Source organism: Pseudozobellia sp. WGM2 (assembly GCF_017810075.1).
In the GTDB taxonomy this organism is placed as follows: Bacteria; Bacteroidota; Bacteroidia; order Flavobacteriales; family Flavobacteriaceae; genus JADNYK01.
Map to the genome: position 1 here is coordinate 696,864 of NZ_JADNYK010000001.1, position 12,051 is coordinate 708,914.

Below are 12,051 nucleotides of genomic sequence, written 5' to 3' on the forward strand. Positions count from 1 at the left end.
GAATGGAGTTTTAATAGCTTAAAATGTTATAAATCAATTAAATAAATATAAAAATTAATTTACCAATTTATAGGTGCTTCTCCGTTTTGTTTAAGAATTTCATTTGCCTTGCTAAAGTGCTTGTTCCCGAACCAATAACCTCGGTTGGCACTTAAGGGAGAAGGATGCCCAGAAGTTAGTATATGATGTTTTTGTTTGTCGATCAATGCCGCCTTCTTTTTGGCAAAACCACCCCAAAGCAGAAATATTAGCCCCTCTCTTTTATCCGACAGTTTTTTAATCACCGCATCCGTAAAGGTTTCCCAGCCCCTTTTTTGATGGCTTCCCGCTTCATGTGCCCTTACGGTTAGCGTGGCATTAAGTAGCAATACCCCCTGCTCTGCCCACCGTTCCAAATTGCCACTTTGAGGATAGGGCTTGCCCAGATCGGTTTCTATTTCCTTAAAAATATTAATTAGGGACGGCGGATGCGCGATACCATCCTTTACGGAAAAACAGAGTCCGTTCGCCTGGCCCGGACCGTGATACGGGTCTTGACCAATAATGACCACTTTTGTTTTATCGAACGAACTATGGTCAAAAGCCGCAAAAACATCCTTTCCCTTAGGGTAGCAAGTGTGCAGGGCATATTCCGCTTTAATGAATTGAGACAAGTTTTTAAAATACGGTTTTTCAAACTCGGTTTGCAATTGTTGTTTCCAACTTTCTTCTATGGTGACGGCCATTGGTTGTTTTTCGTTTTCTATATTGAAATTCTGAGCCTAAAATTACTTAAAAATCGAGGAATTGATTTTAGAATGATAGCACAAGTTGTTGATATAATAGAAAATGAAATTAGCTGTTATATATATCTTAGATGATGGCACGGTAAACTATAGATTCGTACAATGTTGCTCTATTATAGAAGTTGAATTTTTTTGAATCTGAGAATATTTGGAATAATGATTGATAAAAGAATTAATATAGGGCACGAGCAAGGATGCTCGTGCCAGCAGGGGAACAATATGATCAAATGACCAAAGAGACTTTCAATGGTGGTGCTGAACAGATTGAGTTTTTGGAAGACTTAGGTAATGGCAATTGGAAAAACTATTTTGATGAAAATAGTGTCGAAACCTTTAACCTAAACTGATGGAAATTAAAAATATCAAGTACTCCAATAAAGAGTATATTGAAAATGGGAATTTTGAAGAAGGAAAACCATTAATTAGTTATCTAGGATTATCCAGTGAAGGGGGATTCATTTCCCATCCTTTAATTAATGATATACAAGGTGTTAGTTGGGAATATCAAAAAGAAAATGGAGATTTAAATAAAGTGGAGATTTTTGAAAAAGAAAATAATCTATTTGCGTACCCTTCCCCAAACATGAAATATATGGTCGTCCTGTTCGATAGAAAATCGGAGTACCATACACACCCAAATAACCTGGTGGTATTTTATGCCAATGGAGAAGAAAAGCAGGTAATCAGCGTGCCTGAATTAATCTCAGATCAAGCCAGAAAAAATGCTTTAAATCCTTTTGGAGAAGATAAAGAGGGAAGCTTTGAAAATATTTGGTGGTATAAAAAAGAAAATGAAAAAAAGATGGCAGTAGATATTCATTTTGCATGGGATAATACGGAAACAAGGGAGTTTGACCCGGAAACAGGTCAATTTGGCAATGTAATCGGAGTTTCAGGAAGGTTTTAGGCTGCCCCCCACTAGCGCAAGCGTCACGCCCGTACCAACAGTACAAAAGGTAAAGGCAAGGATTTATAATGAGTAGAAAGCAACAAAAAAACACCCCTGTAAAAACCGTTTTGGTTTTTACTGTCCCCTCAAGGGGACAATTGATATCCCCCCTTTGAAGGGGTGCCCGCAGGGCGGGACATGTATTAATTTATAACAGAAGACCCGAACGATACTAAGATAAGTCTTTCACTCCCCAATTCTTAAAGAAAACCCTACTTTTCAGCTTCAATCCTTACCTTTGCCTCCGATTTTAAGCAATATGGCAGGTATTCACCCCAAAACATTACAAGATTTAGAATTTCCAACGGTACTCCAACAGGTGGCTGCTCGCTGTACTACGGAAATGGGTAAAGAAAAAGCTTTAGAGCTTTCCCCATTTACGGAAAAAGAGTTCATTTTAGAGCAGTTGGGCCAAACCGCCGAGTACCTTTCTTCTTTTGTGAGCGAAAATCGCATTCCACCTCACGGTTTTGAAGGTATAGATAAAGAACTTCAGCTATTGGGCATCGAGAATACAGCCATGGAAATTGGCAGTTTTCGTAAAATTGGCAGTATCTGTCTAACAGTAAACGAATTAAAAAAATTCCTCAAAAAATTCAAGGAATATTATCCCCTTCTGTTCGCGTCATCGGAATCGGTTGACGCCAATACCGAAATACCTAGTTATATAGACACCGTCATCGACCGTTTTGGTGAAGTACATGACAAGGCTTCTGACAAGCTTTTCACGATTCGTAGGCAGATGCTTCAAGTTAAGGGTAAAATCGGACAAAGCTTTGCCTCTGCCTTGAATACTTACAATGGTTCCGATTATCTAGATGATATTCGAGAATCCGTTGTAGAGAACAGGCGTGTTTTGGCAGTAAAAGCCATGTACCGCAGAAAAGTGAAGGGTACCGTTATGGGCACTTCTAAAACGGGAAGCATTGTATACATCGAACCGGAAGCCACTCTAAAATATAGTAGAGAACTAAATAACCTCGAGTTTGATGAAAAAGAGGAAGTGCAGCGTATACTTAAAGAACTAACGGACCGTATACGGCCATTTGCCCCTCAATTGGCCGTATACCAATCTTTTTTAGCCCACGTTGATATCACCTCGGCAAAAGCCAAATATGCTTCGGACACGAATTCATTGCTTCCTGAAATCAATTCGGAAAAGCGACTGTATCTTAGAGACGCCTATCATCCGCTCTTATTTTTAAGCAATACCTTAAAAAAGGAAAAGACCTACCCGCAGACTATAGAATTGCATGACGAAAATCGAATTATCGTAATTTCCGGTCCTAATGCAGGGGGTAAAAGTATCACTTTAAAGACTATCGGATTACTTCAAGTAATGCTTCAATCAGGGCTTTTAATACCCGTTCACGAAAGAAGTTCGGTCTTCTTTTTTGATATGATTTTGACAGATATTGGTGATAATCAATCTATAGAAAATCATTTAAGTACGTACAGCTATCGTTTAAAGAACATGAACAACTTTTTACGATTGTGCAATGACAATACCTTGTTCTTGATCGATGAATTCGGTACGGGTAGTGACCCCGAGCTGGGCGGTGCACTTGCAGAAGCCTTTTTAGAGGTGTTCTATGAAAGAAAGGCCTATGGAGTAATTACTACCCACTATGCAAATTTAAAGGCTTTGGCCAATGAACTTCCATATGCTACCAATGCCAACATGCTTTTCGATGGCCGCACCCTAGAGCCTACTTTTCAATTGGTCTTGGGAGAAGCGGGAAGCTCCTTTACGTTTGAAGTGGCCCAAAAAAACGGCATCCCCTACTCCTTGATCAATAAGGCCAAGAAAAAAATCGAGCGGGGCAAGGTGCGCTTTGATGCGACTATAGCCAAACTACAAAAAGAGCGCAGTAAAATGGCCCGAACGGGTTCTAGGCTGCAAGAAGAGGAAAGTAAGGCTAAAGAAGAAGCGGCACGATTGGAGAAATTAAATGCCAAAATCAAGAGCAAACTGGAAAACTATCAAGAACTCTATGATCATGATCAGCGCATGATCCAATTGGGCAATAAGGTGAACAAAGCAGCGGATAAGTATTTTAGAGATAAGAAAAAGCGCCCATTAGTGTCGGAAATGCTCCGAATCGTTGAAACTGAAAACAGTAAGCGTAAAAAGAGAACGGCCAAAGAAGCTAAGGCGGAACGTACCAAAAAAGCACAGGTAGCCCAAGAAGTACAAAAGGAGGTCAAGGTCATTCGCGAAAAGAAAAAGGTAGAGAAACAGAAAGCCGTTCAAAAAGAAAAGAACAAACCTAGACCTGTTTTTAAGGTGGGAGACCGTGTACGTATGCAAGACGGCAAGGCCGTAGGCAGTATAGATTCTTTAGAAAAAGGCAAGGCCATTGTCAACTACGGTATGTTCACCACAAATGTAAGTGTAGACCAATTAGAATTGGTGGAAAGAAAGAAATAACTATATTTCAATTCATGTTTTAATTTTTTCACACAATCTTTTCCATCGTATCTTTACGAAGTGGAAAGCAATAAAAAAATCATTCTTTTTGACGGGGTTTGCAATCTTTGCAATAATGCCGTACAGTTTGTTATCAAAAGAGACAAAAATGATGTGTTTCGCTATGCCGCCCTGCAAAGTGAGGTGGGTCAGCAATTGACCAAAGAGCGTGGCATTGATACATCTACGGTAGACTCCATTATATTAATCGATCCCGGCACCGCCTACTACACCAAATCTACCGCTGCACTTGAAATTGGTAAGGGTTTGAAAGGGTATCGTACCATTTCATCGATACTCTCGGGCATTCCCAGTAATTTGCGCGATATCGTATATGATTTTATAGCCAAGCACCGATACAAATGGTACGGTAGAAAAGACCAATGTATGGTGCCCAACCCAGAACTGCAATCAAAATTTCTTTGATTCAATCTTTAATAGCCCAAAACTCAACTTTAAAGAGTTAACCATAGGTCGATTAAATGGTTACCATTGTTCAATCAACAGAAACAATGGATAAGAAAATAAAAAATGTAGCTTATGCCGGTTTTGCGGCCAAGGGTGCTGTATATACCATAACCGGTATTTTGGCTTTTTTGGCCGCTTTTAATTTAGGAGGCTCAAAAGCCGGTAAATTTCAAATCATAGAATTTTTAGAAAAGCAGCCTTTCGGTAAAGTACTCTTGGCCGTATTGGGTACCGGTTTAGTCTGTTATGCGATTTGGAGGTTTATACAAAGCGTGCAAGACCCTGAAAATATAGGTTCGAGCAAAAAAGGAATCGTAAAAAGGGTTTCCTTTTTTATTAGTGGGCTTGTCTACCTAGGTTTGGGCATATTCGCGATAGTCGATATTTTTTACGAACCCAATTCCGGTTCGGGAGGTGGTGGAAGCTCATTTTTAGGTCCACAATTAAAAATATACGCTTTTATAGCCGTAGGGCTTGCTTTGGCAGGTAAGGGTATTTACCAATTTATAAAGGCCTACAAAGGCGATTTTCTAAAAAAGTTTCATATTGGCTCTATCTCCGACTCGAAAAAGAAAAAGGCCATCAAAACATTTGGGTATAGCGGACTTATTTCACGGGGTATCATGACCTGTATTATTTCGTATTTCTTTCTAAAGGCCGGTTTTTCCTTTTCTGGCGGTTCTGAATCTATGAAAGGTACCGAAGAAGCATTTTCATTTCTTCAAGACAACTCTTCAGGCCCATGGTTAATGGGCCTCGTAGCTGCGGGATTGGTCTGTTACGGTATTTACATGTTCGCACATGCCCGATACCGCAAATTTGATGGTTAGAAAGCTTATTTTACCTCCTCTAAATTATCATCCCAATTTTTGACTTTTGGCTTGATGGTCTTACCAACGGATTTGGCCACCATCATAGAAACACAGGCATCTCCGGTAATATTTACTACCGTCCGTAGCATATCTAACGGCCTATCCACCGCAAAAATCAATGCCAGGCCAATGGCGAGTTTATCGGCAGGAAAGCCTATGGCTTCCAACACAATCACCAACATCACCATTCCGGCACCCGGTACGGCTGCGGAACCAATTGAGGCCAATAAGGCCGTTAGTACAATGGTCAGTTGACCACCAAAGGTTAAATCGAACCCCAAGGCTTGAGCAATAAAAACGGCGGCCACACCTTGATAAAGGCTGGTACCGTCCATATTAATGGTCGCACCGACCGGGAGTACAAAACTGGAAATCTCCTTGTCTACCCCAATATGCTCCTCTACCCTTTCCATGGTAACAGGTAATGTTGCGGCACTTGAACTGGTGCTAAATGCCAATAATTGGGCAGGACTTATCTTTTGCAGAAAAGTCCAAGGGTTGTATCGTGTAAAGGTAGCCACCACTAAACTGTAAAAGACAATCATTAATAAAAGCCCAAGAACCACTACACCTGCATATTTCAATAAGGCTAACAATATATCGGGATCACCTGAAGAAACCACAACATTGGCCAACAATGCGAATACCGCAATGGGCGCCGTTAGCATTATCAAATCGACCATTTTCAAGACTACATCGTTCAGGGCATCAAAGAATTTTTTTAACGGTTTTGCTTTTTTCTCCCCAATCAACAGCATAGAGATGCCCAAGAAAATGGTGAAAAATATCACTTGTAGCATAGCACTGTTGTCTCCCAAAGCATTAAAGGCATTATCGGGAACCATGTCTTCCATAAATTGTAACGGTCCACTATCTTTCTGTCTCGAAGCCTCCTCCAATTTAGAGGTAACACCACTATCATTGGAATATGTTTCGGTCAACTGGGCTATGGTTTCTTCAGAAATTCCATTACCCGGTTGCAATACGTTGACCAATAGAAGGCCAATGGTAATGGCCACAACGGTTGTGCCGATATAAATGGCGATAGTTCTAAGCCCAATATTTCTGAACTTTGAAATATCCTTTAAATCGGAAATACCCTTGACCAAAGAGGCAAGAATCAACGGAATTGCAATGAGCTTTAAGAGCTTAACGAAAATACTTCCGAAGGGATTTATCCAATCTTGAACAAATTCAGGTCCCCATTCGAAAATGGTCATTAAAAAGCCAAAAAGAATACCTAATACCATTCCTATAAGGATCTTCCAATGTAATTCCAGTTTTCGCATGTATATGTAAGTTTATGCAGGTAATATACTGTTTTTGCATCGAAAGCCGAAAAACAGCATCCTCTGTAGCGAGAAAATATCGATTTCCTAAAAAAGTACTATAAATTTCCCTTTATAGTTCGATTAAGCAAGGTATAATCTGCTAAAACCAAAGCGGTCATAGCCTCTACGATAGGTACTGCCCTGGGCACCACACAAGGATCGTGCCTACCTTTACCTTTGGTCTGTACTTTGTTGCCCTCTTTATCAATGGTCTCGTACGGCTGAATTATTGTGGCCACAGGCTTAAAGGCCACATTAAAGTAGATATCCATACCATTGCTGATACCACCTTGAATTCCGCCACTATGGTTCGATTGGGTGCTACCGTCACTATTGAACTGGTCGTTATGCGCACTGCCCTTCATTTGCACACCTTCGAAACCACTGCCATATTCAAACCCCTTTACGGCATTGATACTGAGCATGGCCTTACCCAACTCGGCATGAAGTTTATCGAAAACGGGTTCGCCCAGACCTACCGGTACATTTTGGGCAACACAGGTAATAATGCCTCCGATGGTGTCACCTTCACCGCGTACCTCTTTTATATACTCTTCCATTTTGGCGGCCATTTCTTGGTCTGGGCACCTTACGGGATTCGATTCTATTTTTGAAAAGTCAAGCTCTTGATAGGGCTTGTCCATTTTTAATGTTCCGACCTGAGACACGAAGGCATTTATTTTAATGTCCGCAAGAAACTGTTTGGCAATAGCCCCGGCCACTACCCTACTTGCCGTTTCACGAGCCGAACTTCGTCCGCCACCTCGATAATCGCGAAACCCATATTTTTTATCATACACATAATCGGCGTGCGATGGTCGGTATGAATCTTTTATATGCGAATAATCTTTCGATTTTTGGTTGGTGTTGTATATCGCAAAACCGATAGGTGTACCAGTGGTTTTTCCTTCGAAAATGCCGGAGTAAAACTCTACCGTATCAGGTTCTTTACGTTGGGTAACAATTGCCGATTGACCAGGTTTTCTACGGTTAAGGTCTGTTTGTATCGCTTCGAGGTCTAATTGTATTCCAGAAGGGCATCCATCTAAAACCCCTCCAATAGCTGCTCCGTGCGATTCACCGAATGTAGAGAGCTTAAAAATATTCCCGAAAGTATTGCCTGCCATAAAAATTGGTTAAATCAGTTGTTTGTAAAAGGGCCAATAAGAAGCTGAACTTCGTTTTTAATACCGTCTTTCAGAATTTATGATTCGCCTATCTTCTTGTGCTCAAAGTTAAATCTTAATTAACAGTCTTGCAAAGTTATCGATACCCCTTATTTAACATATGATAATAGATTCTTGATAAACCCTTTACTTTTAATTTATATGGTTTTGCTTTATTAGGTATCAAATTCCTATCCCTTGAAAAAACGCAAATTAGAAGTTGCCGTAATCTCAGATGTGCATTTGGGCACTTTGGCCAGTCATGCTGACGAACTTATCACCTATTTGAACAGTATTCAGCCCAAGCAATTAGTCTTAAACGGAGATATTGTCGACGTAGGTGAATTTCATAAGAATTACTTTCCGCCAAACCACATGAAAGTCATTCGTAAAATTTTGGCCATGGCATCGAAAGGAACACAAGTTTATTATGTGACGGGAAATCACGACGACATACTTCGAAAACTAAGCGGCACATCGATGGGCAATTTGCATATTGTAGACAAATTGGTGCTTGAGATGGATGGAAAAAAAGCTTGGTTCTTTCACGGTGATGTTTTCGACACTACGCTTCGAAATGCAAAATCTTTAGCAAAATTTGGTTCAAAAGGGTATAAATTATTAATTAATATAAACAAACTCAATAGTTGGTTATTCAATAAATTAGGAAGAGAAAAATACTCACTTTCCCAGAAAATAAAAAAAGATACAAACGCCACCAAACACATTAGAGGTTTTGAAAGATCTGCGGTCGATATGGCCATCGAAAAAGGGTATGATTATGTAATATGCGGTCACTTGCATTTATCAAAAAAAGAGAAGCACACTACAAAAAAAGGAAGTTGTACCTATTTGAATTCCGGTGACTGGACGGAGAACCTGACTGCTTTGGAATATTCATTGAAACGTTGGAAAGTTTACCGTTATAATCATGACAAACTTTCCCCTTTTTTTATGGATGAGGAATTGAAGCAAATGGATATGCAAGAGCTTGTTGAAGCTATTGCGGCCCAAAAAGAGGAGAAGCAACAGCGAAAGAACCGGAAATCGCAACGCTAATCGGAGAACACTCAGTTTAAACTAAAGCGTTTTTCAAAATAGTGACCGGGTGAAGTGCCTTTCTTTTTGTGCCATCGTAAATTTGATGCCTACAACTCGTACCGTTCGCTGAAATAATAGTGTCTTCAGCACTTTTTCTAACTGCAGGAAAAAGTTTCAACTCACCAATTTTCATACTCACATCATAATGTTCTTTTTCATAACCAAAAGAGCCGGCCATACCGCAACAGCCCGAACTGATGATAGACACCGTATAGTTCTCGGGCAAATTGAGCACATCGAAAGTGACTTTTTGATTGCTCAATGCCTTTTGGTGGCAATGACTGTGAATTTTTACTGTTTTGGCCTCTTTGGTAAAAACCTCGGAAGTTAATTCACCCTTTTGAATTTCTTGTGACAAAAACTCTTCCAATAGAAATGAATTTAGGGCAATTGCATTGGTCGCTTCAGAATCATTGGAAAATCGTTTGTATTCATCACGAAATGTCAAAATTGCCGAAGGCTCTAAACCAATGACCGGCAGGTTCTGCTTCATGAATTTTTTCAGCTCTTCGATATTTTTCAACGCTAATTTTTTCGCCTGTTTCAAGAAGCCTTTTGAAAGGTAGGTTCTACCGCTTTCACCATAAAAAAGTTGTACATCATACCCCAAACGCGTTAGCAATTCAATAGCATCTTTACCCAAATCAACATCTAAAAACTGACTGAACTCATCAATATATAAGACAACCTTTCTTTTAGGTGTTTTGTATTGATTTTTAAATTGTTGAAGATATTTATCAAAATTAAAACTATAAACTTTTGGCAAGCTTCTTTCGGTCGCTACATTTGCCGATTTTTTTAGCAAACCACCGAACAAACTAGAATCGTAAACAGCATTGGTCAGACCCGCGACCTTACTGCCCAGACGATTCAATTTCGTATTATGGGCAAAGAGCTTGCTGCGCAGAGAATACCCGTTCGCTTCTTGATATTGGTATAAAAATTCAGCCTTTAAAGTGGCAACGTCGACATTACTTGGGCATTCACTAGAACAGGCTTTACAACTTAGACAATAATCAAAAACCTCTTTAAGCTCTTTCTGATCAAACCTATTTTTTTTGTCAGAGGTAGTCAAAAATTCCCGTAATGCATTTGCTCGCCCCCTAGTTGTGTCTTTTTCGTTTCTAGTTGCATGGTAACTAGGGCACATCGCCCCCTTCATATTCTCGGTTTTTCTACAATCGCCACTTCCATTGCACTTTTCGGCAGCCTTTAAAATACCCTCACTGTCTGAAAAATCAAAAAAGGTTTCAATTTGAGGCTCTGAACGGTCAATTTTGTATCGCAATGACTCATCCATAGGATAAGCATCTACTATTTTACCAGGATTGAAGATATTGTTAGGGTCAAAATAAGACTTCACCCTTTTGAGCAATTCATAGTTTTTCTCACCTATCATTAAGGGAATAAACTCTGCTCGAACAATACCGTCACCATGCTCCCCACTAAAAGAGCCTTTGTATTTTTTGGTCAATTTAGCTACATCGGTAGTAATACCTCTAAACATACCGACATCCTCTGACTTTTTCAGATTTAGAATCGGTCTTAGGTGAAGCTCTCCCGCACCAGCATGTGCATAGTACACTGCACTTTGCCCGTAGCCCTTCATAATTTTACTGAACTCTGCAATAAAATCACTCAAGTCTTCAACGGCCACAGCGGTATCTTCGATACAGGCAACAGCTTTCTTATCCCCGACCATATTGCCTAAAAGTCCGAGACCGGCCTTTCTCAGCTCGATTGCCTTGTTAATATCATTGCCATAGAGCACCGGGTTGGCATAACTCAATCCTGAATTGGCTATTGTGGTCTGCAATGTAGCAATTTGATTATTTAAGTCCGCCTCTGTATCCGCTTTTAATTCCAACATCAACAAAGCAGCTGGATCACCCTCTACAAAGAAGCGGTTTTTCAGCTGTTCCCGATTATTTTTGGTACAGTCTAAAATCACTTTATCCATCATTTCACAAAGATGTAACGAATGCTCCATCACGGGCGCCACATCAGAAAGGCAGTCTTCAAGCGTGTTATAATGGGTAATTACCATCGCCGAAAAAGATGGCGGTAAATCGTGCAATTGTAATGTGATTTCAGTGGTAAAAGCTAAAGTTCCTTCACTTCCGCTAAGCAGCTTGCACATGTTAAAGTCTTCCTCGAGCGTGCCAAAAACTGAATTATGCAAAAGCTCATCTACGGCATAACCTGTATTTCTTCGATGTATTTCCGGTTTCGGAAATTCTGAAATTATATTATCTCGTATCTGATTGTTAGATAGCTCATTAAATATGTTTTTATAAACTTTAGATTCAAAGCTATTTCCTTTCAGTTTTAAATTAAATTCTTCTTCGGAGAGTGACCCAAATTCTGCCTCACTACCATTTGAAAGAATAGTTTTCATAGAGACCACATGATCTCTGGTAACACCATACTGTATCGATGTGGTGCCCGAAGAATTATTGCCCACCATGCCACCGATCATACAGCGGTTAGCGGTAGATGTATTAGGCCCGAAAAAAAGTCCGTATGGTGCCAGATATTGATTCAGCTCATCACGAACAACTCCCGGTTGTACGGTAATCTGTTTTCGCTTCTCATCAAACGATAGAATTTGATTGAAGTGCCGTGAAACATCTACAACAATACCTTCGCCCACACATTGACCGGCCAAAGATGTACCAGCTGTTCGCGGAATAAGACCAACTTTATGCTCATTGGCAAAACCAATAACTTTTTTGATGTCATCGACCGTTTTCGGGTATATTACAGCCAAGGGTATTTTTCTATATACCGAAGCATCGGTAGCGTACAGTGCTTTGGTCAACTTGTCGGATAATAATTGCCCTTCAAGTAAGTTGCCGAGGTCAAGAAGTAAATTTTTATTCAACTGAAAACAATTTTGACCGCTAAAT

At 40.0% G+C, this 12,051-nt stretch carries 9 protein-coding genes; 5 read left to right on the plus strand and 4 right to left on the minus strand.

The features are described from left to right. Positions 1–59: 59 nt before the first annotated feature. Entirely contained in the window at positions 60–725 is a 666-nt protein-coding gene (gene ung, locus IV512_RS03150) for a uracil-DNA glycosylase (protein WP_209400510.1), read from the minus strand. A gap of 406 nt (positions 726–1,131) precedes the next feature. Here ung and IV512_RS03155 point away from each other — a divergent pair, with 406 nt between their 5' ends. The 4 genes from IV512_RS03155 (at position 1,132) to IV512_RS03170 (ending at position 5,502) form a co-directional block, all read left to right on the plus strand. Continuing rightward, positions 1,132–1,692 carry a hypothetical protein gene (locus IV512_RS03155; protein ID WP_209400511.1) on the plus strand — a complete coding sequence of 187 codons (561 nt, stop codon included), beginning with the start codon at positions 1,132–1,134 and terminating at the stop codon, positions 1,690–1,692. 301 nt (positions 1,693–1,993) lie between these two features. After that, positions 1,994–4,165, plus strand: coding sequence for a DNA mismatch repair protein MutS (locus tag IV512_RS03160; RefSeq protein ID WP_209400512.1), 2,172 nt, complete (start codon positions 1,994–1,996; stop codon positions 4,163–4,165). Positions 4,166–4,225: 60 nt separating this feature from the next. Further along, positions 4,226–4,630 (plus strand): thiol-disulfide oxidoreductase DCC family protein, encoded by a 405-nt coding sequence (locus IV512_RS03165; protein WP_209400513.1) that lies wholly within the window; start codon positions 4,226–4,228, stop codon positions 4,628–4,630. Between the two features lie 86 nt (positions 4,631–4,716). After that, positions 4,717–5,502 carry a DUF1206 domain-containing protein gene (locus IV512_RS03170; RefSeq protein WP_209400514.1) on the plus strand — a complete coding sequence of 262 codons (786 nt, stop codon included), beginning with the start codon at positions 4,717–4,719 and terminating at the stop codon, positions 5,500–5,502. A 5-nt stretch (positions 5,503–5,507) separates the two neighbouring features. On the opposite strand, the gene IV512_RS03175 is transcribed toward IV512_RS03170, so the two are convergent. Both IV512_RS03175 and aroC read right to left on the minus strand, forming a co-directional pair. Next, on the minus strand, positions 5,508–6,833 hold the full coding sequence (locus IV512_RS03175; protein ID WP_209400516.1) for a dicarboxylate/amino acid:cation symporter: 1,326 nt from the start codon (positions 6,831–6,833) through the stop codon (positions 5,508–5,510). 98 nt (positions 6,834–6,931) lie between these two features. Beyond that, positions 6,932–8,002, minus strand: a complete 1,071-nt coding sequence (aroC, locus tag IV512_RS03180; RefSeq protein ID WP_209400518.1) for a chorismate synthase — start codon at positions 8,000–8,002, stop codon at positions 6,932–6,934. Between the two features lie 237 nt (positions 8,003–8,239). On the opposite strand from aroC, the gene IV512_RS03185 reads away from it, so the two are divergent. Then, positions 8,240–9,100, plus strand: coding sequence for a UDP-2,3-diacylglucosamine diphosphatase (locus IV512_RS03185; protein WP_209400520.1), 861 nt, complete (start codon positions 8,240–8,242; stop codon positions 9,098–9,100). A gap of 16 nt (positions 9,101–9,116) precedes the next feature. Here the strand turns inward: IV512_RS03185 and IV512_RS03190 are convergent, their stop codons facing one another. Continuing rightward, positions 9,117–12,026 carry an FAD-binding and (Fe-S)-binding domain-containing protein gene (locus tag IV512_RS03190; protein WP_209400522.1) on the minus strand — a complete coding sequence of 970 codons (2,910 nt, stop codon included), beginning with the start codon at positions 12,024–12,026 and terminating at the stop codon, positions 9,117–9,119. Between the last annotated feature and the right edge of the window lie 25 nt (positions 12,027–12,051).

Excerpts from the sequence above, each read along its gene's own strand:
- ung (WP_209400510.1), bottom strand. The coding sequence starts at position 725 with ATGGCCGTCACCATAGAAGAAAGTTGGAAACAACAATTGCAAACCGAG.
- IV512_RS03155 (WP_209400511.1), top strand. The coding sequence starts at position 1,132 with ATGGAAATTAAAAATATCAAGTACTCCAATAAAGAGTATATTGAAAAT.
- IV512_RS03160 (WP_209400512.1), top strand. The coding sequence starts at position 1,994 with ATGGCAGGTATTCACCCCAAAACATTACAAGATTTAGAATTTCCAACG.
- IV512_RS03170 (WP_209400514.1), top strand. The coding sequence starts at position 4,717 with ATGGATAAGAAAATAAAAAATGTAGCTTATGCCGGTTTTGCGGCCAAG.
- IV512_RS03175 (WP_209400516.1), bottom strand. The coding sequence starts at position 6,833 with ATGCGAAAACTGGAATTACATTGGAAGATCCTTATAGGAATGGTATTA.
- aroC (WP_209400518.1), bottom strand. The coding sequence starts at position 8,002 with ATGGCAGGCAATACTTTCGGGAATATTTTTAAGCTCTCTACATTCGGT.